Source organism: Natrinema sp. LJW11, from assembly GCF_056135975.1.
Genome location: NZ_JBWBDM010000005.1, coordinates 1 through 25,222, shown reverse-complemented (window position 1 = coordinate 25,222; position 25,222 = coordinate 1). Strand labels below are relative to the sequence as shown.

General features: G+C 65.3%; 24 protein-coding genes and 1 pseudogene. 8 read left to right on the top strand and 17 right to left on the bottom strand.

All coding sequences use genetic code 11. The features are described from left to right. Positions 1–3: 3 nt before the first annotated feature. The 3 genes from AC0QDI_RS14380 to AC0QDI_RS14370 form a co-directional block, all read right to left on the bottom strand. Entirely contained in the window at positions 4–1,854 is a 1,851-nt protein-coding gene (locus AC0QDI_RS14380) for an aldehyde ferredoxin oxidoreductase family protein (protein WP_474669301.1), read from the bottom strand. Positions 1,855–1,858: 4 nt separating this feature from the next. After that, complete coding sequence (locus AC0QDI_RS14375) at positions 1,859–3,187, bottom strand: aminotransferase family protein (protein ID WP_474669299.1); 1,329 nt, start codon at positions 3,185–3,187, stop codon at positions 1,859–1,861. Between the two features lie 330 nt (positions 3,188–3,517). Then, positions 3,518–3,928, bottom strand: coding sequence for a hypothetical protein (locus AC0QDI_RS14370; protein ID WP_474669297.1), 411 nt, complete (start codon positions 3,926–3,928; stop codon positions 3,518–3,520). A gap of 34 nt (positions 3,929–3,962) precedes the next feature. Here AC0QDI_RS14370 and AC0QDI_RS14365 point away from each other — a divergent pair, with 34 nt between their 5' ends. Continuing rightward, the gene (locus tag AC0QDI_RS14365; RefSeq protein ID WP_474669295.1) at positions 3,963–4,148 is read left to right on the top strand and encodes a hypothetical protein; all 186 of its coding nucleotides are present in this window, start codon (positions 3,963–3,965) and stop codon (positions 4,146–4,148) included. A gap of 84 nt (positions 4,149–4,232) precedes the next feature. Here AC0QDI_RS14365 and AC0QDI_RS14360 read toward each other — a convergent pair whose 3' ends face one another. Beyond that, on the bottom strand, positions 4,233–4,607 hold the full coding sequence (locus AC0QDI_RS14360) for a VOC family protein (RefSeq protein ID WP_474669293.1): 375 nt from the start codon (positions 4,605–4,607) through the stop codon (positions 4,233–4,235). Positions 4,608–4,770: 163 nt separating this feature from the next. Between AC0QDI_RS14360 and AC0QDI_RS14355 the strand changes: the two genes are divergently transcribed. Beyond that, positions 4,771–6,006, top strand: coding sequence for a M20 family metallo-hydrolase (locus AC0QDI_RS14355; protein ID WP_474669291.1), 1,236 nt, complete (start codon positions 4,771–4,773; stop codon positions 6,004–6,006). 78 nt (positions 6,007–6,084) lie between these two features. Here the strand turns inward: AC0QDI_RS14355 and AC0QDI_RS14350 are convergent, their stop codons facing one another. After that, positions 6,085–7,467, bottom strand: coding sequence for a dihydroorotase (locus tag AC0QDI_RS14350; protein ID WP_474669289.1), 1,383 nt, complete (start codon positions 7,465–7,467; stop codon positions 6,085–6,087). Between the two features lie 204 nt (positions 7,468–7,671). Here AC0QDI_RS14350 and AC0QDI_RS14345 point away from each other — a divergent pair, with 204 nt between their 5' ends. The 5 genes from AC0QDI_RS14345 to AC0QDI_RS14325 all read left to right on the top strand — a co-directional run bounded on the left by AC0QDI_RS14345 (position 7,672) and on the right by AC0QDI_RS14325 (position 13,474). After that, complete coding sequence (locus AC0QDI_RS14345) at positions 7,672–9,270, top strand: uracil-xanthine permease family protein (RefSeq protein WP_474669287.1); 1,599 nt, start codon at positions 7,672–7,674, stop codon at positions 9,268–9,270. Positions 9,271–9,454: 184 nt separating this feature from the next. Further along, a complete protein-coding gene (locus AC0QDI_RS14340) occupies positions 9,455–10,666 on the top strand; it encodes a molybdopterin molybdotransferase MoeA (protein WP_474669285.1) in 1,212 nt (403 codons plus the stop codon). A gap of 102 nt (positions 10,667–10,768) precedes the next feature. Further along, positions 10,769–11,974, top strand: a complete 1,206-nt coding sequence (locus AC0QDI_RS14335) for a CaiB/BaiF CoA transferase family protein (RefSeq protein WP_474669283.1) — start codon at positions 10,769–10,771, stop codon at positions 11,972–11,974. Between the two features lie 16 nt (positions 11,975–11,990). Further along, complete coding sequence (locus AC0QDI_RS14330; RefSeq protein ID WP_474669281.1) at positions 11,991–13,136, top strand: thiolase C-terminal domain-containing protein; 1,146 nt, start codon at positions 11,991–11,993, stop codon at positions 13,134–13,136. Next, positions 13,133–13,474 carry a Zn-ribbon domain-containing OB-fold protein gene (locus AC0QDI_RS14325; protein WP_474669279.1) on the top strand — a complete coding sequence of 114 codons (342 nt, stop codon included), beginning with the start codon at positions 13,133–13,135 and terminating at the stop codon, positions 13,472–13,474. The genes AC0QDI_RS14330 and AC0QDI_RS14325 overlap by 4 nt, the downstream gene beginning before the upstream one ends. 40 nt (positions 13,475–13,514) lie before the next feature. On the opposite strand, the gene AC0QDI_RS14320 is transcribed toward AC0QDI_RS14325, so the two are convergent. The 12 genes and pseudogenes from AC0QDI_RS14320 to AC0QDI_RS14265 form a co-directional block, all read right to left on the bottom strand. Next, the gene (locus AC0QDI_RS14320) at positions 13,515–14,294 is read right to left on the bottom strand and encodes an urease accessory protein UreF (protein ID WP_474669277.1); all 780 of its coding nucleotides are present in this window, start codon (positions 14,292–14,294) and stop codon (positions 13,515–13,517) included. Further along, positions 14,284–14,964 (bottom strand): urease accessory protein UreE, encoded by a 681-nt coding sequence (ureE, locus tag AC0QDI_RS14315; protein WP_474669275.1) that lies wholly within the window; start codon positions 14,962–14,964, stop codon positions 14,284–14,286. The genes AC0QDI_RS14320 and ureE overlap by 11 nt, the downstream gene beginning before the upstream one ends. Continuing rightward, positions 14,964–15,935, bottom strand: a complete 972-nt coding sequence (locus AC0QDI_RS14310) for an urease accessory protein UreD (RefSeq protein ID WP_474669273.1) — start codon at positions 15,933–15,935, stop codon at positions 14,964–14,966. The genes ureE and AC0QDI_RS14310 overlap by 1 nt, the downstream gene beginning before the upstream one ends. Continuing rightward, positions 15,932–16,552 (bottom strand): urease accessory protein UreG, encoded by a 621-nt coding sequence (ureG, locus tag AC0QDI_RS14305; RefSeq protein WP_474669271.1) that lies wholly within the window; start codon positions 16,550–16,552, stop codon positions 15,932–15,934. Before ureG ends, AC0QDI_RS14310 begins: the two co-directional genes overlap by 4 nt. After that, positions 16,552–16,992 (bottom strand): annotated as a pseudogene (locus AC0QDI_RS14300) (urease subunit gamma). The gene ureG and the pseudogene AC0QDI_RS14300 overlap by 1 nt, the downstream one beginning before the upstream one ends. 107 nt (positions 16,993–17,099) lie before the next feature. Further along, entirely contained in the window at positions 17,100–18,806 is a 1,707-nt protein-coding gene (gene ureC, locus AC0QDI_RS14295; RefSeq protein WP_474669269.1) for an urease subunit alpha, read from the bottom strand. Then, positions 18,803–19,195 carry an urease subunit beta gene (locus AC0QDI_RS14290; protein WP_474669267.1) on the bottom strand — a complete coding sequence of 131 codons (393 nt, stop codon included), beginning with the start codon at positions 19,193–19,195 and terminating at the stop codon, positions 18,803–18,805. The genes ureC and AC0QDI_RS14290 overlap by 4 nt, the downstream gene beginning before the upstream one ends. 65 nt (positions 19,196–19,260) lie before the next feature. Then, positions 19,261–19,419 (bottom strand): hypothetical protein, encoded by a 159-nt coding sequence (locus AC0QDI_RS14285; protein ID WP_474669265.1) that lies wholly within the window; start codon positions 19,417–19,419, stop codon positions 19,261–19,263. A gap of 292 nt (positions 19,420–19,711) precedes the next feature. Next, positions 19,712–20,275 carry a carboxymuconolactone decarboxylase family protein gene (locus AC0QDI_RS14280; protein ID WP_474669263.1) on the bottom strand — a complete coding sequence of 188 codons (564 nt, stop codon included), beginning with the start codon at positions 20,273–20,275 and terminating at the stop codon, positions 19,712–19,714. 190 nt (positions 20,276–20,465) lie between these two features. Next, on the bottom strand, positions 20,466–21,191 hold the full coding sequence (locus AC0QDI_RS14275; protein ID WP_474669261.1) for an O-methyltransferase: 726 nt from the start codon (positions 21,189–21,191) through the stop codon (positions 20,466–20,468). A 987-nt stretch (positions 21,192–22,178) separates the two neighbouring features. Beyond that, on the bottom strand, positions 22,179–22,418 hold the full coding sequence (locus tag AC0QDI_RS14270) for a DUF2061 domain-containing protein (protein ID WP_474669259.1): 240 nt from the start codon (positions 22,416–22,418) through the stop codon (positions 22,179–22,181). 606 nt (positions 22,419–23,024) lie between these two features. Beyond that, positions 23,025–24,053, bottom strand: a complete 1,029-nt coding sequence (locus AC0QDI_RS14265; RefSeq protein WP_474669257.1) for an LLM class flavin-dependent oxidoreductase — start codon at positions 24,051–24,053, stop codon at positions 23,025–23,027. Positions 24,054–24,400: 347 nt separating this feature from the next. Between AC0QDI_RS14265 and AC0QDI_RS14260 the strand changes: the two genes are divergently transcribed. Further along, on the top strand, positions 24,401–25,222 hold an 822-nt coding region (locus tag AC0QDI_RS14260), incomplete at its 3' end, for an ATP-binding protein (RefSeq protein WP_474669255.1).

Below are 25,222 nucleotides of genomic sequence, written 5' to 3'. Positions count from 1 at the left end.
CGCTCAGTTCGCGAACGGGGAAAGCTCGAGTCGCTCGAGCGTCTCGTCGGTCGGAACGCCGTCGTCGTCCCAGCCGCGGAACGCGTAGTACTCGTCCAGCATCGCCTCGAGCTCCGACGGCGGACAGAACATTCCGGCCGACGGCCCGTCGGGAATCGCCTCGTGCATGACGCGGTAGGGGAGCGTGTCCTCCGCGCGACTGGCGATCCCGCGCTGAACGTTGACGAGTCGCTCCAGATTGTAGATGCGTTCGCCGATCCGCTCGAGTTCGGCCGTATCGAGGTCCCAGCCGGTCGCGGCGTTCACCGCGTCGCTGTAGCGCTCGTTCAGTCGCTCGCCCCATCCGCCCTCGCTGACGAAGCGACACTGGGTCAGCGAGTCGCCGACGGCCGTGAAGTGCTGCGAGCGAGCGGCGAACTCGGCGGTCCCGTCCGTCGTTTCGTCGTGTTCCCCCTGGTACTGGAGCGTCGGACGCGTGTCGTGGTGTGACCCGCCTCGAGTCGCGGTCGCGTAGCCGATCGACATCCCCTTGAGACCCCGCGGGGAGTGGGCCGCGAACTCCAGCCCCTTCGCCCCGTGCAGGTACCGCTCCGCCGAGTCGTCCAGCGAGTCGGCGAATCGGAACGAGCCCGCCGCGAGTCGATCGCCGATCCCGTCCCGTCGCGCGGTCGCTTCGGCGAGTTCCACGAGACCGTCGGCGTCGCCGAACTCGAGGTGCGGCGAGGCGTCCGCGGGCAGCAGCCCTTCCTCGTAGCACTCCCGCGCGAACGCGACGGTCACGCCCCAGCTGATGGTGTCCATCCCCAGCCGGTCGCACAGGTCGTTCGCTTTCATCACGCGCTTGATGTCGTACACCTCCTGCATCGTCGCGGTCCCGAACAGGCTCTCGAACTCCGGAATCTTCGCCTCGGTGATCCCCTCCGACTGGACCGCGACGTGTTTCCCGCAGGCGACCGCGCAGTTGGCGCACGTGGTGTCCTCGGTGACGAACTCCTCGCGGAGCAGTTCGCCGCTGATCGCCTCCGCGTTCCCCCGGGACGTCCGCTCGGTTTGGTTGTTTCGCTGGCCGAGCTTTCCCGTCTCGTTGACCGGGTTCACGAGGCCGGCGGTCCCGTAGTCTTGCAGCATCTCGGTCCCCTCCATCAGCGGTTTCATCCGCCCGGTAGCGAGCGTCCGGAGCCGATCGGGTGCCGCGAGTTCTGGCTCGAAGTCGCCCTCCCGGACGGCGACGGCTTTCACGTTCTTGGAGCCGAGAACCGCCCCGCTGCCGCCCCGACCGGCGACGCCCTCGCGCCGTTTCGACTCGTGCAACAGGCAGGCGTAGCGCACTCGGTTCTCGCCGGCCGGGCCGGCGGCGATGACGTGCGTGTCGTAGCCGACGCCCTCTCGTTCGCGTACCCGCTCGCAGGTCTCGTACGTGTCCAAGCCGGCCATGTCGGCGGCGGGTTCGACGGTCGCGCCGTCCGCCGTGATGGTGACGTACGAGAGGTCGTCGGCCGAGCCGTGTAACGCGATCGCGTCGAACCCCGTCGTCTTCTGGGCTCGCGGGAACGTTCCGCCGAACGTGCTGTCGAAGAATCCGTCGGTCATCGGGCTGACGAACCCGACGACGCCGCGACTCGTGCTCTGGAACGGCGTGGCGTTCATCGGGCCGACCGCGAAGACGACGACGTTCTCCGAGTCGAACGCGTCGGCCGACGCGGGGACGTGTTCGGCGACGAGCTTGACCGCGAGGCCGTTGCCGCCGAGGAACAGGCGCGCGTCCTCCGGCGCGAGTTCCTCGGGCTCGCTCTCGCCGCTCTCGAGGTCGACGTGGAGGATTTCGCCGCCGTACGCCGGCGGGAGCTCGCGCATCCGTTTAGCCCTCCATCGCGGCGTCGGAGTGCTCGAGCGCCGCGTCTAACGCCTCGATACTCCGCTCGAGGTCCGTTTCCGTCAGTACCAGCGGCGGCGCGATGATGAGCGTGTTGATCATGTTCGCGACGTAGACGCCGTTATCGCGGGCGCGGGCGGCCACTTCGTCCACGACCGTCGTCCCCGTCGAAATCTTGTCCGATCGCTTCCCGAACGGCACGCGTTCGTCGGCAGACTTGGTGAGTTCGAGACCGCGGAAGAGCCCGACGCCGCGCGCTTCCCCGACGCTCGGATGATCCGCGGCGAGTTCCGCGAGTCGCTCGCCGAGGACGTCACCGACCTCGCTCGCGCGCTCGATGAGGTTTTCCTCCTCGTAGGTTTCGACGGCGGCGAGCCCGGCCGCACAGGCGACTGGATGACCCGCGTACGTGTGGCCGTGACAGAACATCTCGTCCTCGAAGTGGTCCGCGATTTCCGGCGTGACGATCGTCGCGCCGAGAGGCGCGTACGCGCCGGTGAGGCCTTTCGCCATCGTCATGATGTCGGGGGTGACGTCGAAGACGTCGGAGCCGAACCACTCGCCGGTGCGGCCGAACCCGGACATCACTTCGTCACAGATGAGCAACGCGCCGTGATCGTGGGCGATTCGCTTCAGCTCGGGGAGATACTCGTCCGGCGGAACGAGAATGCCGTTCGAGCCGACGATCGGCTCGACGAGCACCGCCGCGACCGTATCGCCCTCGAGTTCGAGCATTTCGTCGATGTACTCGAGGCTCTCCATCGGCTCGAGCGTCGAGCCGTAGGCGTACGGGTCGGGCGCTTTGATCGCGCCGGGAACGGCGGGTTCGGCCGGCAGCCGCCGCGGGTCGCCGGTGACGCTGATCGAACCGGCGGTCGCGCCGTGGTAGGAGCGATACCGCGAGATGATCTTCTGCTTTCCAGTGTAGAAACGCGCGATTTTGATCGCGGCCTCCACGGCCTCGGTGCCGCTGGTCGAGAAGAACGTCTTGGTGAGGTCTCCCGGTGTGACGTCGGCCAGTTTCTCGCCGAGTCGGGCGCGCGCTTCCGTCGCGAAGCCGGGCGCGAAGTACGCGCCCTCTCTGGCCTGCTCGGCGATCGCATCCGCGACGCCGTCCGCGGAATGGCCGAGATTGGAGCACATGAGCTGTCCGGAGAGGTCGACGTACTCCTCGCCGTCGGCCGTCGTGAATCTCGCGCCGTCACCGCCGACGACTTGCGTCGGGCTGACTTCGCTCTGGAACGACCACGTGCCGAAGACGTGTCGCTTGTCCGTCTGTTCGACCTCGTTGAGGGGTGATAACTCGTCTCCCATGAGATCACCTACGAAACAAAAGTTAAAAACTGTTGGCATAGTCTCGCTCAAAATCGGCCTGAATCCAACATATTTGGCGTATATCGAACAGTTATATAGTGGCGCCGTTTCGACGAATCTGGAGGGCGTACCGAGCGGTGAGTACGGGAAATCGGCACCGAGACGAGGCCAGCTCTACGACGGGAGCGGTCGGAGATAGTATCGTACTAACCGAAACGGATTACACACCGATCGCACAGTCTGCGGGTCGGAGCGAGCACCGTGAGCGAAAACCGCGTCGCGAACCGTGAGTGCAGCCGGAGCCGGACGAGTCCGCCTGCCGGAGGGGGTTCACTCCGACAGACGCGGACGGAGTGCCTCGTAGGCGGCGTTCGGCCGCTCGGGAAACACCGTGAGCGGTTTCGTGCGACCGGTAACTTTGAACGAGAGTTTGCCGCGCTTGCGGTACGTCAGGAAGAGGCTCACGACGCCGACGGCGGCGAACGCGACGCCGCCGAGCACGTGTTCCGTCGTCGAGTACCCGCCGAACAGGATGAGTACGACGCTGAGCACGGCGAGAAACCAATCGAAGGCGTTGTACTCGACCTCTACGACGTCCTCGAAGGCGATACGCATCTGTTCTCCGTCGCCGCGAACGACGTAGATGTGGTCCGCCGTGAGCGCGAACGCGTCGCCGCGTCGAAGCGCGAACGTCTCCGCGGCAGCGGCGTCGACGTCGTCGAGTGCGTTATCGGTGGTCACGAGTACAGCATGAGCGGTCACCGTCCTTACTGTTGTGGTCGGACAGCGGGCCGCACTCCCCGATCGGACCCTCGAGCGGGCAGACTCGGCCGCGAGGGCGAACGCGGATACCGACTCCCTGCGGAGCGAGGAGGTAGGAGTACTGTGTGACGGAGAGGTGGCGACGGCTTGTGACGACGAGGGAGAGACGCCGTGTGACGGCGAGGAGGAGTCTGCGTGAATTATACGGTCCGTTCTAACGATCTACCGGAGCAACCGCGAACCGTCCTGCGGTTGCTCCGGAAATGAGTTCCAACAGACCGTCTCAGATCGGCTGAACGAACTCGACGACGTAGCCGTCCGGATCGTAGACGAACGCCGCTCGCCTGTTCGCCGCGTCGAACGTCGTCGGTTCGAGGTGGACGTCGCACCCGCTCTCCTCGCGGACTCGTTCGAAGGTCGCGTCGACGTCCTCGACCGAGAACGCGAGGTGATCGATACCCGACGGATCGACGGTCACGTCGGCGTTCGGGTCGAACTTGAACTGGAGGGATGCGCCGGCGTCGGTTCCGACGTAATAGTTGACGACACCGTCGTCACCCGTGAACTTCCGCTGGTACTCCAGTCCGAGCACCCCCTCGTAGAAATCGGTCGTCGCCTCGAGGTCGCTCACCGTGACGGCAGTATGTGTAGCGTGCATACACCACGAACGGGTCCACGTCTACATATACTTTGGTTCCACCGCTACGAAAACGCGGTATTGTATCGATGTGTCCGATTATCTGGGAGAATGAGGTGCTGTATTCGAGTATTTCTCCGTGATTAGGACAAGAGTTAATACGTACCCTGACAGTCGTGAACGTATGTCGATACAGATTGACAGAGAGCGCTTCGTCGAGACGATGAAAGAACAGGCGGCGATCGGCGGTACGGAAGATGGCGGCCTCCACCGGCTCGCGCTGTCCGACGAGGACAGGGAGATCCGGGACTGGTTCCGCGATCAGCTCGAGGAACTCGGGCTCGACGTCCGGATCGACGAATTCGGAAACATGTTCGGGCGCCGCGAGGGGGCGGATCCCGACGCCGCGCCGGTCCTGATCGGGTCGCACCTCGATTCCCAGCCGTACGGGGGGATCTACGACGGGGCGCTCGGCGTGATCGCTCCCCTCGAAATGCTCCGCACGCTCGAGGAAGAGGGGATCGAGACCGAACACCCGATAGAGATCGTCAACTGGACGAACGAGGAGGGGTCGCGCTACCAGCCGGCGATGCAGGGCAGCGGCGTCTGGGTCGGTGCACACGACATCGAGACGGAGTACGACCGGACCGACGAGAACGGGAATCGGCTGGTCGACGAACTCGAACGGATCGGGTACCGGGGCGACGTTCCGGCCGAGCCCCAGGAAGAGTACGAGGCGTACCTCGAACTCCACATCGAGCAAGGGCCGTACCTCGAACTGGAGGGCAAGGAGGTCGGCGTCGTCACGGGCGTCGTCGGATTCTACTGGGGTGCGATCACGTACTACGGCGAGGCGGACCACTCGGGTCCGACCCCGATGCACTTCCGCAACGACGCGCTCGTCGGGGCCGCCGACGTGATCACGCAGGTCCGTCGCATCCCGAGCACGCTGGGCGATCGAACCGTCGGAACGGTCGGCTACGTCGACGCACAACCCAACTCCATTAACATCATTCCCGACGAAGTGACGTTCACGTTCGGATTCCGGGATCCGTCCGACGATATCGTCGAGGAGGCGAAACGCCGGGTGCTCGCCGAAGCGGAGGCGGCGGCGGAGCGAGAGGGCCTCGACTGGGAGTGGGAGAAGCGCCACCAGTCGGACGGCGTCCAGTTCGCCGACACCTGCGTCGACGCCGTGCAGGCGTCGGCCGACGAACTCGGCTACGACAGCATGCGCATCTTCAGCGGCGCCGGCCACGACGCCGTCCACCTCACCGACGTCTGTGATACCAGTATGGTGTTCGCGGTCAGCGAGGACGGCAAGAGCCACAACGAGACGGAGTACACGAGCTGGGACGACTGCTACTCGGCGGCGAACACGATCGCCAACGCGGCGCTCCGACTCGCGAACGGGGAGTAATCGACAAAAGAGAGCCGGGTACGCAGGCGGATACCGGAGTGGCCCGCCGGCCGATACCGGAGTGGTTCCCGGCCCAGATCAGAACTCCCAGTCGGGGAGATCCCGTTCGACGAACTGGCCGTGTCCGGGCTCCCCCACGATTTCGCCGTCGTCGGCCACGAGTTCGCCCCGGACGAAGGTCTTCTCGACGCGGCCGGTGACCTCCCGGCCCTCGTAGATGGAGAAATCGGCGACGCTCGCGTTGTCCTCGGCGTCGATGGTGTCGGACGCGTCGGGATCGAACACGAGGACGTCGGCGTCGGTCCCCGGTTCGAGCGTTCCCTTCGAGGAGAGTCCGAACACGCGAGCCGGGTTCGTACACATCGCGCGAACGAGGAACGGATACGAGTAGCCGCGCTCGTTGACCGCTTCGTCGTGGAACACCGGCAAGCTCGTCTGGAGGGCGTTCGCGCCGAACTTGCTGTCCCACCAGTTCTCGACCTGTTTGCTCTCCTCCGTGTACCCGCAGTGATCCGTCGAGACGACGTCGAGCGTCCCGCGCTCGAGGTGCTCGAACATCGCCTCGTTGTCGTCGGGTTTCCGAATCGGCGGGGCGATCATCGGGAGGTGTCCCATCTCTGCGAAGATGGAATCGTCCAGCGTCGTGTAGTGAGTACACGTCTCCGCCCGAACCATCTCCTCGCCGAACTCCTCCCGGAACTGCGCGAGCACTTCGGCGGACTTCCGACAGGACGTGTGGATCCCGTAGTACCGACACCCAGCCTCCATCGCCATCCTGACGGCGTCCTCGGCGGCCATCGCTTCCGCGTAATCCGGCCGCGATCGGGGATACCATTCGGGGTCTCCCTTCCCCTCGGCCTGGAACCGCTCGGCCAGATAATCACAGAGGGCACCGTCTTCCGAGTGCAAGACGGCGACCGCGTCGTGGTCGGCCAGTTCGCCGAACGTCCGGTCCATGAACCCGTTCGTCAACCCGAACTCGTAGGCGGTGAACAGCTTGAACGTGGGGACGCCGGCTTCCACGACGGCCTCGAACTCGTCGAAGACCGCCTCGTCTTCTCGAGTGATCGCGGCGTGGAGCCCGTAGTCGACGACCGGATTCTCCGCTTTGTCGCGTTTGCGTTCGATCCCCTCCAGGAGCGACCCCTCCTCGTCCCACAGGCTCGTCTCGCCGACCCAGGCCTGCCAGGCGAAGTCGATGAACGTGGTCGTTCCGCCCAGGGCCGCCGCCTTCGAGGCGGTTTCGTAGGTGTCGAAGGAAAACATGTCGTCGATGTGGACGTGGGGATCGACCACGCCGGGCAGCACCAGTCTGTCAGTCGCGTCCACGACCGTCTCGGCGTCGCTCATCTCGTCGCCGTCCCCGACAGCGACGATTCGTTCGCCGGTGATTCCGACGTCGGCCTCGAACGTATCCGTGGCCGTGACGACAGTTCCTCCTCGTATGAGTATGTCTACCATATACGATCGTATTTAGATTAAACAATCAAATATAGATTTCGGTCAAATATGGAAGCGATTACTCCAGAATCTGACCGACTCTATGCAATAAACTCGAGTATTTTTGAACATGCTTTGTCAAGAGCTAGCAACAGACTTAAGTAATTGTCTTTGAATTATGAGGGGTGTAGGGATGACATCCCATCACACTATCGGAGTCACGATATGACAGACAACGATCCACCGAACGACGGCGACGGCATAGCCGCTGCAGAGGGGAACATTCCGGCCCCGCAGGAGTCGGATTTCGTCGAATACAGCATCGAAGACAAACCGCCGCTCCTCGAGTCGATACTGTTGGGGTTCCAGCACTACCTCACGATGATCGGTTCGACCATCGCGATCCCGCTGGTACTCATCGGAGCGATGCAGGGCGCGGGCGCGTCAATGCCCGCGTCCGCTCAGGCGCAACTGATCGGGACCTTCTTCGTCGTTTCGGGCGTCGCGACCCTCGCACAGACGACGATCGGTAATCGGTACCCGATCGTGCAGGGCGGGACGTTCTCGATGATCGCTCCGGCGATCGCGATCATCGGCGCCCTCGGCGCCCAGGGCGTCGGGTACGAACTCATGTTGCGGGAGCTACAGGGCGCGATCATCGTCGCAGCGCTCGTCGAAGTGGTAATCGGCTACACCGGCGTGATGGGCGCGCTGAAACGGTTCCTTTCGCCGGTCGTTATCGCACCGACCATCGCGTTGATCGGTCTCGCTTTGTTCAATACGCCACAGATCACGAGCGGAGCCCAGGATTGGTGGCTGTTCGGCCTCACCCTGGTGCTCATCATCGCGTTCTCGCAGTACCTCGACAAGTACCACACCGTGTTCCGACTGTTCCCGATCCTGCTCGGCGTCGGTCTCGCGTGGATTATCGCCGCCCTGCTCTCGGTTGGCGGCGTTTACGGGTCCGGCGCAGCCGGGTTCGTGGACTTCGGAGCCGTCACCTCGGCGTCCGCGATCCAGCCGGTCTCGCCGCTCCAGTGGGGGATGCCCACGTTCACGACGTCGTTCATCATCGGAATGTTCGCCGGCGTCGTCGCGTCCATGATCGAGAGCTACGGCGACTACTTCGCCGTCGCCCGGCTGTCGGGAATGGCCGCACCCAGCAAGAAGCGAATCAACCACGGCATCGGCATGGAGGGACTCGGTAACCTGTTCGCCGGCATCATGGGGACCGGGAACGGATCGACCTCCTACTCGGAGAACGTCGGCGCCATCGGGATCACCGGCGTGGCGTCCCGATACGTCGTGCAGATCGGTGCGCTCGTGATGTTGGTCGTCGGCTACGTCGGCTACTTCGGTCAGCTGGTCGCGACCATCCCCAATCCGATCGTCGGGGCGCTGTTCCTCGCGATGTTCGGACAGATCACCGCGGTCGGTCTCTCGAACCTGAAGTACGTCGACCTCGACACGAACCGGAACGTGTTCATCGTCGGTCTCGCGCTGTTCTCGGGGCTCGCGATTCCGAACTACATCAGCAACGTCGGGGCCGTAACCGACTTCCAGGCCGGACTCGAGGGCATCGCCGTTCTCGGCCCGGTGTTGGGAACCGAACTCGTCTCGCAGACGCTGTTCGTCATCCTCGGAACGGGGATGGCCATCGGTGGCATCATCGCGTTCGTCCTCGACAACACCATCGAGGGAACGACCGAAGAACGAGGGCTCGACGCGTGGGACGAGCTCTCGGAGGACGAAGACGACTTCGTCAGCGTCTTCGATCGCCTTCGCTCGGACGACACATCGAAACCCGTCGATCGCGCGGACTGATCGCCGACCGTCGATCGTCGAACGACCTCGGCCGGTCGAGGAAGACGACGTGGAGCGGTTCACGTTTCGCGACGAAGCCGATCCGTTGGACCGTCTCTCGACCGCACCGAACGCCTCGGCTACCGGTGCGGTGCCGCGACCGTCCCAACCGAACCTTTTTTCCGGTCACTGACGATGCTGGGGCATGGACGAGTACGACGAGATGTGCTGGCAGCGAGAGGCCGTCGACCGCGTTCTCGCCGCTCGCGAGGCGTTCCTCGAGGATCGAGCGACGGCGACCGGAACGGTCGCCGAGATCGCCGGCCGCCGCCTCGCCGAGTCGGTCGTCGCCGAGACGGCACAGCCGACGACCGATCGCGCCACCATGGACGGCTACGCGTTCGCCGCCGCCGACGACGGGCCGCTCGAGATCGTCGAGAAAGCGGTGTTCCCGGAGACGAAGCCCCCCGCGCTCGAGGCCGGACGGGCGATCGAGATCGCCACGGGGGCACCGCTTCCCGATCGAGCGGATACCGTCGTCAAGCGCGAGGACGCGATCGTCGACGGCGACCGCCTGCAGAGGCCCGACCTCGCGGCCGGAACCTACGTCTACGAGCGCGGCTCGAACGTCGAGGCTGGCGAGCAACTCTACGCGCCCGGTGATCGGCTCACGGCGCTCGACGCCGTCTTGCTTCGGGACCTCGGCCGGGAGTCGGTCGTCGTCACCGCACCGCTGTCGGTCGCCGTGCTCGCCACGGGGACCGAGATCCACGAGGGCCGGCACACGGACCTCGATTCGCCGATGCTCTGTAACCTGGTGGGGTCCTGGGGGCATTCCCCGTCGTATCGGGGATCGGTCCCCGACGAGGGGGATCGGGTCGAACGGCGGATCGCCGAACTCGCGAGCGAGTCCGACGTGGTCGTCACCACCGGCGGAACGAGCGTGGGCAAGAAGGACTACGTGATCGACGCGCTCGAGTCCCTCGGCGACGTCGTCTTCCACAGGGTTCGGATCCGACCGGGGAAGCCGATCGCCGTCGCTCGGCTGCCCGACCACGACGCCCTTGCCGTCGCTATTCCCGGGAAACCGATCGGGGCGTACGTGAGCGCCGCCCTCGTCGCACGTCCGCTGTTCACGGGCGATCGAACGACGCCGACGCTCGAGCGAACGTTCACCCACGACGTCGGACTCGGTCCCGAGGGGTTCGAGTACGCGATTCCGGTCACCCTCGAGGGCGAGGACGCCACGCCGCTCGGGCACGTGGACTCGCCGCTCGCGGTGTACGAGGAGACGTTCGATCCCAGCGTGCTCTCCTCGAGTACGCGCGCGGCGACCGCCGACGGCTTCGTGCTCACGACCGAACCCCTCGACGCCGGAGCGCGAGTGGACGTGATTCCGACGGACAGTCTCGAATGAGGTGAGGCCGGGTTATCTCGACGGACGACCTCGAATGAGTCGGAGCCGAGACCGCCGATAGCAAAGTTTTTTGTCGACTGTGCGAATCGGTCATGGTATCACATGACTACCGGTGATCGCATTCTCGACGGCGTGAGAGTCGTCGATCTGACCACGTTCGTTACCGGCGGCTTCTGCTCGCTGATGCTCGCTAATCAGGGCGCCGAGGTAATCAAAGTCGAGCGGCCCGGCGTCGGCGACGACAACCGACACTCGGGGCCGCCGTTCATCGACGGCGAGTCGCCGTACTTCTGGACGGTCAACTACGGCAAGAAGAGCGTCGAACTCGACCTCAAGAGCGACGCCGGACGGGAGGCGCTGTACGACCTCGCGAGCGAGGCCGACGTCTTCCTCCAGAACTACCGTCCGGGGACGGCCGAGCGCCTCGACGTCGACGAAGCGACGATCCGTTCGCACAACGACGACGTCATCTACTGCGCGATTTCGGCGTTCGGACAGACGGGCCCTTGGCGCGAACGGCCCGGCTACGATCTGCTGATCCAGGGGATGAGTGGCATGATGAGCGTCACCGGAGAGCCCGACGGCCGGCCCGTGAAAGTCGGCCTCCCGACGACCGATCTCATCACCGGGATGTGGGCCGCATTCGGCATCTCGAACGCGCTCTACCGGCGCGAACGAACGGGCGAGGGCGAGACCATCGATCTCGGCATGCTCGACGCCGCGCTTCCGTGGCTGACGAAACAGGCCGGCAAGGTGTTCGCGGGCGAGTCCCCCTCGCGCATGGGAACGAAAGATCCGGTGCTCGCCCCCTACCAGACGTTCGAGACCGCCGACGGCTACCTCAACGTCGCCTGTCTCAATGAGAAGCTCTGGAACGGGCTGTGCGAGGCGATCGATCGCCCCGAACTGGCCGACGACGACCGCTTCGAGACGAACGCCGACCGCGTCGAACACATGGCCGAACTCGAGACCGAACTCGAGCGGACGTTCCGCGAACTGACGACCGACGAGTGGATGACCCTGCTCGTCGACGAGGCGGGGCTTCCGGCGGGTCCGGTCCACGACGTCGAGGACGCGCTGTACAACGAACAGACGGAGGCCCGCGACTCTGTCACGTCGATGGAGCACCCGGAACACGGCGAGATTCCCGTGATCGAGCACCCGCTGAAGTACGATCGCTCGAGCAGCGGCTTCGAGTCGCCGCCCCCGAAACTGGGCGAGGACACCCGGAGCGTCTTCCGGGACCTCGGCTACGACGAGGAACGACTGGACGACCTCACCGAGCGCGGCGCGTTCGGATCGGAGTGATGGGAGGGCGATCGAGATGACCGACGCGTTCGTTACCGGCGTCGGAATGACGCGATTCGAATCCGAGCGTTCAGGATCCGCGCTCGAGTTGGCCGAGCGGGCGGCGTGGCGGGCCCTCTCCGACGCCGCCGTCGAGCCGACGGACGTGACGTCCGTCCACGTCGGCAACATGGCGGCCGAGGCGTTCGAGGGGCGAACGGGGCTCGAGAACGCACTCTGCGGCGCGCTCGGCGTGGAGGGAGCGATCGCGGATCGGATCGAGAACACCAGCGCGAGCGGTGCGAGCGCCGTCCTCCGCGCCGTCCACGCGCTCGAGGCGGGCGCGTCGTCGCGCGCCCTCGTCGTCGGCGTCGAGACGATGACGGCCGCCGAGACGGACGCGGCGACGGAGCTCATCAGCCGTCTCGTCCACGACCGGGAGTACGCGCAGGGCGTCACCCTCCCGTCGTTCGCAGGACTCGCGGCCGATCACTACCTGCGGACGTACGACGTCGATCCGACGGCGCTCGCGCACGTGGCCGTGAAGAACCACCGCAACGCCGCGGCGAACCCGTACGCGCAGTTCCAGGAACCGATCACCCTCGAGGAGGCGCGAACCTCGCCGCCCGTCGCGGAACCCCTTCGACTGTACGACTGCTGTCCGACGAGCGACGGCGCCGCCGCGATCGTCCTCGAGACGGCCGCGGAGACGGACGGGATCCGCGTCGCGAGCGTCACCGGCGCGACCGGCACCCACGCGGTCGCCGAACGACCGAATCCGCTCGCGATCGAGAGCGTCGAGCGAGCCGGTCGGCGGGCGCTGGCCGACGCGAACGTAACGCAAGACGACGTCGACGTCGCCTGTATTCACGACGCGTTCACGATCCTCGAGTTGCTCGAACTCGAGGAGCTGGGATTCTACGACCCCGGCGACGCCTGGCGGGCGACAGCGGAGGGCGAGACGGACCTCGACGGCCGGCTGCCGGTCAACCCCGGCGGCGGACTCAAGGCCCGCGGCCATCCCCTCGGCGCGACCGGCGTCGCCCAGATAATCGAACTGGTCTGGCAGTTACGCGGCGACGCCCCCGAGGAGCGACGCGTCGAGAATCCGCGGACGGGGCTCGCGCTCAACGTCGCCGGATTCGGAAACAACGCGGTCTGTACGATCCTGCAGAGACCATGACTCGAGACGTTCCGACCGACCACGCGTTCGTCTGTGAATCGTGCGGGAACCGCTGGTATTACACGCGCGAACGGTGCCCGGCGTGTCGATCGACGGAGATCGGCACCTACCGGCTCCGGCAGGGTGAGGTCGTCACCGCGACGACCGTCCACGCGACGCCGCCCGGCGTTCGCTCGCCGAACCGGCTCGGGATGGTGCGGTTCGACGACGACGTGACGATCGTCGCCCAGCTCGGAGACGACAGCTCTGCCGGCGATACCGTGGAATTCGGCGCGGTAGCGGTCCTTCGAGAGGGCGAGCGATCCGCCTCCGGACCCCGGCTCGTCGGACTCGAGTGAGCAGCTGCGACCGATTCCAGCAGCCCGAACGACCGCGGGTTCAGCTCATGAACAGCCGTCGCCCGGCGCGTTCGTGATTCATCCCCATGATTTCGGCCAGCGGAGCAAAGGACGCCATCGCCGTCGGCTCGTCGTCGACGTGGCGCTCGCAGACCTCGGTTATCGTCGGCGCTAGCGCCTCGAGCACGGACTGGATCTCGGTGTGCCCGAACCGGCCGAGCCGCTGGGCCGCCCCGAGCAGCCCCGACACGAACGAGTAGGCGTGTGCGAGACAGGCATCGAGTCGCGAGAGGCCGCGCGACGCGGTGACGACCCCGAAGACGACCGGGTAGTGGCCCGGCGTCGAGCCGGTATCGATCGCGTCGGCGACGGTCGCTACGAAATCGCCACCGTCGGTCGCCGTTTCCGTCGCGTCGGACGAGGCCCCGGCTTCGTCTCCGTCGCCGCGCCCCGTCCCCGCGTTCGAGCCCGCCGCTCCGTTCGGCCCGAACAGTTCGGAGAGCTTCGCACCAGCCTTGGTCGAACTCTCGCGGAACTCACGGGGCAGGGTCACCGCGTGGAGTCGCTCGTCGACGGCCAGGAGACGCTCGAGATCGGCGTCCGCGCACGCCGCGTGAGCGTTGGCCAGCGCGACGGTTTCGCAGGGACCGACCACGCGACGGAGGTAGGCCGCGAGCAGGTCCCGCAGGTCGTCGCCGGTCTCGACCCGACCTTCGTTGATGTACTGCTCGAGGCCGTAAGAGGCCGTGTAGCCCCCGACGGGGAGAAACGAGTCCGAGAGCCGGAGCGCCGTCAGGAACGAACCTGGGTCAGTGGCCATGGTGGGATTCGTGGGTGTGGTCGTGCGTAGTGTCGTGTTCGTGGCTGTGATCGTTCGTATCGTCGTGTTCGTGGCTGTGACCGTGATCGTTCGCATGGCCGTGACTGTGGTCGTGCTCGTGCCCGTGATCCCGATCGTGCTCCGAGCCGTAATCGGCGCGTGCGCCGCCGGGGTCCGCGTCCTCGAGGTGGGTGACGAACAGGTCGGCCTCGACGGTCGTCTCGCTGATTTCCGAGCCGGGGACGACGTCGGCGACGACCCGCTCGACGATGTGGCGGTCGGCCTCGAGCGGGACGTAGACGGCCCCGTCGTCGATCGCGAGGTCCCAGTGCTGGTTGCCGATTCGGTGGCCGAGTTCGACCGCCGCCTCGAGTCGCTCGGCCGTCGCGTCGGGCAGCGAGACGACCAGCGCGTCGCGGGGTTCGAACGCGACGACGATCAGCCGGTCGTCCTCGGCCAGCAACACGTCGCCCGCCGAGACCGCCGCTTTGTCCACCACGACGCCGACGTCGGTACCCGCGTCCGTCGTCGCCCGGAACCGAGACCGCCGGCGGTCGTCCGCGTCGATGACGACGCGCTCGAGCGAGCCCGCCGACTCGTGGCCGGCGTACAGCGCCGCGAGGTCGTCGTCGGCGTGGACGTTGCCGACGATACCGTCGATTCGTTTCATCAGTATCGCCTGTCGGCGGGTACGCCGACCCCCAGTAGCTGCCGTCTCGTCGCGTCCCACGCGGCGCGCAGCGCCTCGGTCACGTCCGCCTCCCGGTGGCCGAGGAGACGAACGATGGCGCCTCCGTCGTGGGGAAGCCGCGAGACGCCGGCCTCGGCGCCGTCCCGGTCAGCGATCTCGTCGTGAATTCCGTCGATCAGCGCCTCGAGATCGCTCTCGCCCGGCGCGGTCGCGGCGTCGTCATCGCGTCCGCTCGGTGCGAAGACGTACAGCGAGCCGACGACGCCGTACTCGCCGACGCTGGCCGGATCGCGCGGATCGCGCTCGCTCGGCCGCAGGTCGACCGCGTCGGCACAGACCAATCGCCCCTCGCGCTCGGCTTCGACGCGCGACTGATAGTGATCGAAGCCGAACGGCTCGTGGTCGCTCAGCCCGTCCGGAACGAGGACATCGGCCACCACGACGACCGCGTCGTCCGCCAGTTCGACGTCGATCGTCTGGAGGCAGCGCGCGTCCTCGTTGACGATCGTCGGCCCGGGGACGTACTCGAGGTAGCTCCCCTCGGCCGCCCGGAGCGCGGTATCCAGGTGGGCGTAGTTCGCCTTCATGCTGTGGACCTTCGTCGCGCTCTGAGTCGTCACGTGCGCTCGCGCCCCCGCTCGAGCGTCGATCCGCATTCGGTGACGGTCGCCCTGTGCCACGCCGCCGGTCGGCTCCTGTGCGACCAGCGTCGTCAGACCGGGTACCGGATCGGTGTCGAGCGTTCCCGTCAGGTGGTAGGGAACCGTCACGCGGTCGCGGATCAACCGGGTCGGGCCGTCGCCCCGCCGGGCGAACGTCGCCTCGAGCAGGCCGTTCTTCCCGGGGCCGCCGGCGGGCGCTTGCGCGAGCGACTCGTCGGCGTAGGCCTCGAAGGACGGCGGAAGGGCGATCCCGTCGTCCGCGGTCGTCCCCGAGCGCGTCCCGCTCACGCGAACAGCACCTCCCGCTCGACGTGCTCGAGGACCGCGTCGATCCCCTCGCCGTCCTTGCAGTCGGTGAAGACGAACGGGTCGTCGCCCCGCACCTCGTTCGTATCGTCTTCGATCACCTGCAGGTCGGCGTCGACGTGCGGTGCGAGGTCGATCTTGTTGACCACCAGCAGGTCGGCCTGCAAGACGCCGGGACCGCGCTTGCGCGGGATGTCCTCGCCCTCCGCGACGCTGATGACGAACAGGAAGTAGTCGGCCAGTTCGGGGTTGAACGTCGCGGCGAGATTGTCGCCGCCGCTCTCGACGAGGACCACGTCCAGATCGGGGTGACGCTCGGTGAACTCGTCGATCGCCGCGAGGTTCATCGAGGGATCCTCGCGGATGCCCGTGTGCGGGCAGGCGCCCGTTTCGACCCCCTCGACGAGGTCCGCGGGCAGCAGGTCGGCGAACGACTCCCGGAAGACGTCGGCGTCCTCCTGGGTCATGATGTCGTTGGCGATGACGCCGACCTCGTAGCCCCGGTCGACGAGTTCGGGGACGATTCGCTGGACCATCGCCGTCTTCCCGGAGCCGACGGGGCCGCCGAGACCGACTTTCGCGACGTCGCGGTACCCCATCAGTCGCCCTCCGTGGGTTCGGGGCCGCCGCCCGCGGTACGCGCTTCGCTCGAGTCGTCGCCTCCCGGCGCGTCGGGATCTGTCACGACGTCCTCGCCGGGGTCCGGATCGACCGTCTCTAGCTGGTCGGGACCGTCCGCGCGGATCGGATCGTGGACCGTCACCAGCTTGGTTCCGTCGGGGAAGACGGGTTCGATCTGGATCATGTCGACCATCGCCGGGACGCCGTCCATGACGTCCTCGCGGGTGAGTAACTGGGTCGCCTCCGAGCGGATCTACGCGACGGACTTGCCCTCGCGGGCGGCCTCGCAGGCCCAGTCGGAGATGTACGCGACCGTCTCGGGGTGGTTGAGCTTCACGCCGCGGTCCTTTCGCCGGCGGGCGAGTTCGGCGGCCATGAACACCGTCAGCCGCTCCATCTCCTTGGGTGAGAGGTTCATTCCCATCGACTCACCACCGTTGCGCGGCTCGAGGCCGGTCGCGTCGGTTGCGGTTGCGTCGTCGGTACCGCCGGATTCGTCGGTGAAATTTCGTTCGGGACCATGGTTCAGAGCAGGTAGCGCTGTGCGAGCGGTACGTCCTCGGCCGGGTCGCAGGTGACGTGTTCGCCGTCCACTTCGACCTCGAACGTCTGCGCGTCGATTTCGATATCGTCCGGGCAGTGGTCGTTGTGCAGCATATCGGACTTCCGGACCGACCGCGTGCCCTCGACCGGCCGGACGGGCGTTTTCAGGTCGTAGGCGTCGCCGATCTCGTTCTCGGAGGCGGCCTCGCTGACGAACGTCACCGAGAGGCCGTGTTTCGCACGCCCCTGTGCGCCGGCGCGTTCGCGACCGATCACGGGCTCGCAGGTCATCAGCGAGCCGTTGGCCTCGCCCATCTGGGACCAGACGGGGAAGCCGCCCTTGATGACGACTTTCGGCTTGATCCCGAAGAAGGCCGGATCCCACAACGCGATGTCCGCGAGCGTTCCGGGCTCGAGCGAGCCGACGTAGTCGTCGATTCCCGCCGTGATCGCCGGGTTGATCGTGTACTTGGCGACGTAGCGCTCGATCCGCGCGTTGTCGGCCTCGGTGCCCTCGTCGGCCTCGAGCGGGCCGCGCTGGGCCTTCATCTTGTGGGCGGTCTGCCACGTTCGGCTGATCAGTTCGGCCATCCGCCCCATCGCCTGCGAGTCGGTGGTCATCATCGAGATGGCGCCGGTGTCGTGGAGAACGTCCTCCGCACTGAGCGTCTCCGCGCGGATGCGCGACTCGGCGAAGGCGACGTCCTCCGGAACGTCCGGATTGAGGTGGTGGCAGACCATCACCATGTCGAGGTGCTCGTCGAACGTGTTCTCGGTGTAGGGCATCGACGGGTTCGTCGACGACGGCAGCATGTGCTCGTGGCCGATCAGTTCGAGCACGTCCGGCGCGTGGCCGCCGCCGGCGCCCTCGATGTGGAACGTGTGGATCGCGCGGCCGTCGATGGCGTCGAAGGTGTCCTCGACGAACCCCGACTCGTTCAGCGTGTCCGTGTGGATACAGACCTGAACGTCCTCCTCGTCGGCTACCTCGAGACAGGTGTCGATCGCCGCGGGCGTAGAGCCCCAGTCCTCGTGGAGCTTCATCCCGCACGCGCCGGCCTCGATCTGCTCGACCAACGCCTCGGGCCGACTGCTGTTCCCCTTCGCGTAGAAGCCCACGTTGACCGGCCAGTCCTCGGCCGCCTGCAGGAACCGCTGGATGTTCCGCGGGCCGGGCGTACAGGTGGTCGCACCGCCCCCGAAGCCGCCGCCGAGCATCGTCGTCACGCCCGAGGCGAGCGCGTGGTCGACCAGTTGCGGGCTGTTGAAGTGGACGTGGATGTCGAGCGCGCCGGGCGTCGCGATCAGCCCGTCGGCGGGGACGGTGTCGGTACTCTGACCGATCACCATGTCGACGCCGTCCATCGTGTCCGGGTTGCCCGCCTTTCCGACGCCGACGATCGTCCCGTTCCGGACGCCGATGTCTCCCTTGCAGACGCCCAGCACGGGATCGATGATCACGACGTTCGTAAAGACCCAGTCGAGGGTCCCCTCGGCCTGCGTCGTGCCGGATTGCATCCCCATTCCGTCGCGCATCGTCTTCCCGCCGCCGAAGACCGCCTCCTCGCCGGGGACGCCGTAGTCGGTCTCGATCTTCGCGAACAGGTTCGTATCGCCCAACCGAAGCCGGTCGCCCTCGGTCGCGCCGAACAGTTCCGTGTACTCCCTGCGCGGGAGCTCCCGGCTCATCGGCCCTCCTCCTCGTCCGCGATGTAGCCTCGGTCTCGAGCCCGCTCGATCGCTCGAACCCGCACGTCCTCGTCGTCGAGTTCGCCGCCGACCAGGCCGCCCATCCCGTGAACGATCCGGTCGCCGCCGATATCGACGAGATCCACCTCGCGTTCGCAGCCGGGCTCGAACCGAATAGCCGTGCCCGCCGGAATATCCAGTCGCATCCCGTACGCCGACTCGCGGTCGAACTCGAGTCCCGGGTTCGCCTCGAAGAAGTGGAAGTGGGAGCCGACCTGTGCGGGCCGGTCGCCGGTGTTCTCGACCGTGACCGTCGTCGTCGGCCGTCCCTCGTTTATCGTCACCGGCTCGTCGGCCGGGAGCAACGCTCCCGGAACGAACTCGCTCATTCGTCGATCACTCCGGGAGCGGTACCGGAGACCGCGATAACACGTGTACTCGTCATTGGTAGCGGTCAGTTGTTCGCGGCGTCCCGCTGCGGACGGAGCCAGTCGCGCAGTCGATCCGAGACCGAACCGAGTCCGAGTCCCAGCACGAACGAGAGGAAACTCGGGACGAGTATCCAGAGGAGGTCGGGGTGCTGTGCACCGGTGTGTAACGGAGCTTCGAGCATACACGTTCCCCATAGCCGATTACGACAGTTAATACCCTGATGGCGGCTACATTTGCCACACCTGAAACTAAATTTGGCACTCTCTGTGGAAACGGGACGCGTTCTCGGGAAAAATTCACTGTTCGTCCACGGCGTTGAAATAGCCGATCCGATTGTGTAGCGCTACGCCGGCAGCGATACTGACTCGCAGAGAGTACCGCGGACTCGAGAACGGTGTCCTCGGGCGCCGGAACGCCAGCGAGTATCGGTCGCGGGATCGGTTACGACCGACGCCCGGTCGCGAATCGGCCCGTTATCGTTCCGTCGACTCCCGTTTCCACGGGTGATCGTACTCCGTGTCGAAGACGGTATTTACCCGGTTGGCGGCCGAAAAGACGTTGACCCCCTGGACGATCTGAAGCAGCGCTTTATCGGAGAGTCCGTGTTCGGTACGGAGCGCCTCGATATCATCCCCCGTGACGCCGTGCGGGTCGTCGTTGACCTGAAGCGCGAAGTCGACGATCGCCCGCTCGAACTCGTTCAACGAGTCACCCTTGACTCCCTCCTGAAACGCCACGATGTCGTCTCGATCGGCACCGGTGTTTCCGAGGATCGTACAATGAGCGCCGGTACAGTACTCGCAGTCGTTCGCCATCGAGACAGCGATGGCGACCCGTTCCATCGTCTCCATCGATAGCGGTCCGTCCTCCCAGAGCGCGCGCTGTGCGTAGAAGAAGTGTTTGAACAGCTCCGGGAAGTTGGCCTCTATCTTGAAGTGGTTCGGAACGGACCCCTGCTTCTCGCGTATGAACTCGAAGATCTCCTCGAGGTCCTCGTCCGATATTTCCTCCGGATCCCACTGCTTTATACGCGCCATACTGGACGGTTCTCGTCCGAACGGGAAGAAACGCCCGGAGTGCCGTCCGCCGGCGACCGGTCGAGCAACGGCGCTACCGACCACCCGTTACGTCGCTCGGCACGAGACGCCGAACGCGATCCGTCTTCGAGCGGCATCTCGACGAGCGGATGCACCGGACCGGTTCGCTGCGTCGAAACGATCGGCCCCCTCACCGGAGACGCGTCGTTACCGTCACTCCATCGCCGAGCGGGAGGAGCGTCGATTCGAACGCCGAACTCTCGCGGACGTGCGTGAGATACTCGAAAATTCCCGCGGTGTGTTTCTTCGTCTCTTCGGGGAGGTCGGTCCCCTGAACGTCGCCTATCTCGCCGGTGAGTGCGGCGAGGAGCACCTCGAAGTCCACGGTATCGTCCGGGGCGTCGCGGCCTGCCGACATCGTGTTATCCGCGATGACCACGCCGCCCGGCGGGATCGACTCGCGAATCTCCTCGAACGCATCCACGTACTGGTATTTCTCGATGTCGATCAGCGCGATATCGAACGCCCCGTCGTAGCGCGACGCGGTTTCGACGGCTTCGCCGACCTCGAACGTCGCGAGATCGGCTGCACCGACGCGCTCGAGATACTTCCGTGCCCGCTCGAGGGTTTCCGAGTCCCCCTCGGTGAGGACGATCTCACCGTCATCGGGAAGCGCTCGTGCGAACCAACACGCCGAGTACCCGTATCCCGATCCGAACTCGAAGACTCGAGTCGCGTCCGTAATCCGTGCGAGTTGGCACAGCCACGCGCCGACGTCCGGTCCGACGATCGGGAACCCCTCGCGGTGGGCGCACGCTTCCATCTCCGAGAGCACGTCGCCTGATTCCGGTCTGATTTGCTCGGAAAATCGCGCAACGTCGTCCGGAACGTGTTCTCCGAGGAACGGTCCGGCCATACTGGGCCTTCGCTCGGATTCGGTATAAGAATACCTGTGAGAGGCTCCGTCCGACGGGTTCGAGATCGTGCTCCAGAAGGGAGCACCGGTGTCTTCGGCTATAGCAGCCGCTGGAAATCGATGCATGCCCGATCGCGCGACGACTATCCGTTCGGTGTATAACTCGTTTCAGCGGCTATAATAGTAACCGCTAAAACGAGTTACTCGCTGATCGCACAGCTATCGTACGATCAGATGTGCTTTGATTTCCAGTGGCTACTAGATTTCCACTTCGATTGCGTTTTGTGGAGCGCCAACTCGTTCCGTCGAGTTTCCCACGTTATCTGGCCATAGTAACACTTTTTGAGAGTGTCTCTCTGTCAGAGGTGATCGGTGTGGACTATGTGAGTAGACGAGCCAAAATCGGGTGCAGAAAGGTGACCGACAGCCGAGAGATGGGAGACTACCGAATCGCGTTTTGGCCGACAAAACTGCGATCCGATTCGACAATCGCCGTAACTGACTGTCCGCTACCGTCACTCCCGAAATCGATCGATTCCACCGAATTCGCCCTTCTTCGACTCGAGAGACACCATTCGTATCTCTCGTCTCACTGCGTCCAAAGGGAAACATGCCGTCGCAATCGCCGCGTTCTCCGTCGAGTCCACACCCCGGCTCACCGCTGTACCCCATTGCCACGAACTCCGATCTCGAGACGACACCCATGGAAACCAACGCGCTGACAAACACATAATTTGGGTTATTGAATAGGGGAAGTTTCTGTTTTAGCACTATTGTAGAACCGGGGATTTGGTATCCGCCGAAAGGTGGTTGCAGAGCGATGCGTCTACGCCGAACGGCGCCATTGCTCGGTTACAGAGACGCCGCTCGTCCCCGCCTCCGATGGACCGCTTCGCGCGGTTTCGGATCGGGCGAATTTGAGAACGGATCGAGTACTTTCATCGGCCCAGACGCCAAGCGGCCTGGAGGGCGAGGACTCGACGGCGGTCACGAGTCAGGCAGCACCCCCCACGTGATGTGGTCCCACGTCCGCTCATAGACGTAGTACGTCCCCGTCTTCAGTAAATTAGTGATGAGACCGATATTTATCGCGGCGCTCACGTCATCGACGATCAACCACGCGACGAGTATCGTGATCAGCATCATGAACAGCCGATAACAGAGCGTTTTGACGATAGCCCGTTTCTGGGCATGAATCGCTGACCGAGAGACCACGGTCCGTCCCATACTCCGTTCTCGGAGAGTACCCCCATAAATAACCAATATCAGGCACATAATTGCCGGTTAGTAACTAGAATAGGTTACGCATCGAACAGTCCGCTCCAGCGATGCCCCGTTCTCGTCGCTCGAGTCGTTCCGGTGAGTGCCGAGATGAGCGCCCGATCTCTCGGCTCGCTCCGTCCGCGGATCGCGTATTCCTCCGAAAACGGCCTCAGAGAGGAGTGATACACCCCTTCAGCGGAAGGCAGGAAATCGGATTCTGACCGCCGTCCGGCGTGCCTCGAGGATCGATCGACGACACCCGCGGGCCTGTTCTCCGATTCGGACGCGTCGTTGGCTTCGATACTCGTGACCGATCGGTCGTACGCCACTTCGGGGCCGGGACGCGAAAAGGCGGCCCGCTCGCTTAGAGGGGAGACCGGCGGCTGCCAGTCGCTGGGAGCGTGTCCGGGAGAGCAATTCACCGGGAAGAGAGTCGCTCCACGGAGACGGGTTGCTGTACCGATCTACCGGTGCGATCGCGGGCCGGTTGCGCTCGCGCCGGAACTGACTGACAGCAGACCGTCCGAAAGTCGCGACCCAGTCACCGATTTCCGATACTGGCAGCCCCCGTTAGCGAGACGCGAGGCCGACGCCATCGGCCAGCAATTCGTGCGAGCGGAGCGCGTCGTCGTGGTCGGCGACGACGTGTTGGATCATCACTTCGTCGACGCCGACGCGATCGGCGAGTTGCTCCAACAGGCCCGCGAGCGTGTCCGGGTCGCCGGAGATGGCGCGTGGCCACTCGTCGGAACCGAGCCTTGCAGGCGTCGGCTCGGGGACGCCGCCGAGCTCGTCGATGGCCTCCTCGATGGACGGTGTGGTGCCGACCTCTCCGCGTTGCATTCGCTTGAACGACGCCTCGGCCACCGCTCGGACTCGCGCCGCCTCCTCGTCGGTCTCGGCGCAGACCGCGTTCACCGCGATCATCCCGTCTGGCTCCTCGATGCCGTCGGCCAGCCGTGACGGCTGGAACTGCTCGCGATACTCCTCGAACGAACGCGCGGCGAGTTGCGGCCGGATGAACGCCGCGAAACAGTACCGCAAGCCGAGTTCGCCCGCGATCGCCGCGCTGGAGGGACTCGAGCCGAGCACCCACGGCACCGGTTCGTCCTCGCCCGAGCGCGGGAGCTCGAGGTCGCTGTAGGCGTGTCCCTCGGGATAGTCGTCGTAGAGGTGATCGATGACGGCCTCGATTTTCTCGGCGTGGTCGTCGTCGGGATTTTGCACGCGTCGGTCCGTCCCGAGGGCGCGGTCGGCGGCCGGCGACCCGTTCGCTCGCCCGAGGCCCGCGTCGATGCGACCCGGTGCGAGCGCGTCCAGCGCGCCGAACTGTTCGGCGACCTTGAACGGGCTGTAGTGGTTGAGCAACACCGCTCCCGAGCCGAGGCGGATCGAGTCGGTTTCGGCGGCGAGGTGCCCGAGCAGTACTTCGGGCGTCGTCCCCGCGATCCTGTTCGCCATTCCGTGGTGTTCGGCGACCCAGAACCGCGAGTATCCGAGTTTCTCGGCCCGTTGTGCGGCTTCAACGGTGTTCGCGTAGGCATCGGTCGCGGTGCCGTCGTCGGGAACTGGAGACAGGTCGACGGCGGAGAGTTCCATATCCGGTCTCGGTGATTACGAGGGATAACGGTTCGGTTAGTAGACCCGTATCGCTCGCACTCCGGTGTTCGCTACTCTACGGCGAAACCAGTCACCCTACAGGTCCTCCGCAACCGATACTTGCTGTTGGCCCCCGTCGCGCGCTGTGATACGCTCGCCCGTTCGCACGATCTCGACTCGGTGATCGTCTCTCCGCTCTCCCACAGCCGGAACACGGGGTCGCCACCGTCGGCCCGTTTTGCCGCGACAACCGTTGGATTCCACGACAGACGCAACTGCTACTATCCACTATATGGAGAAAGTATATCTGTCGCAATCCCCTCGTCTCCGATACTGAATCGAGTTCTATGAGTAACAATACAGACGTTGATGACGCTCCCGAAGACGCTTCGGACACCGTCGACGAGGAACGGTCCGAGCGTCAGGGAGAGCAGTCGCCGCTCGAGGAGGACGGCGACCGTCGTCCCGACGTCGACGATCCGATGGACGAGTTCGAGCCGTCGTCCGACGAGGCGGAGGGAGACGACATCGAGACCGTCGAGGACCTGGGGAGCACGGTCGAGGTCGATCCCGGCGTCGAGGTCGACGAGGAGATCGCCGAGGACGACCTGCTGGGCGGTCTGAAGATCGACTCGACGGAGGACATCGAAGTCCCCGATCGACTCGTCGATCAGGTCATCGGTCAGGACGAGGCACGGGATATAATTATCAAGGCGGCGAAGCAGCGCCGCCACGTCATGATGATCGGCTCGCCGGGGACCGGCAAGTCGATGCTGGCGAAGGCGATGAGCCAACTGCTTCCGCAGGAAGACCTGCAGGACGTCTTAGTCTATCCCAACCCGGACGACGACAACGAGCCGAAAGTACGGACCGTCCCCGCCGGAAAAGGCGACCAGATCGTCGCCGCTCACAGGGAGGAAGCGAACAAGCACAACCGGCGGCGCTCGATCCTGATGTGGATCATCATCGCAGTCATCATCGGCTACGCCATCATCGTCGGTCCCCTCCTGCTCGGCTTTCTTGCAGCGGGGGTCATCTGGCTGATCTTTCGGACCATGGGCCAGGGTGGGGATGCAATGGTGCCGAACCTGCTCGTCAACAACGGCGAGCAGCGCGTCGCGCCCTTCGAGGACGCGACCGGTGCCCACGCCGGCGCCTTGCTGGGCGAC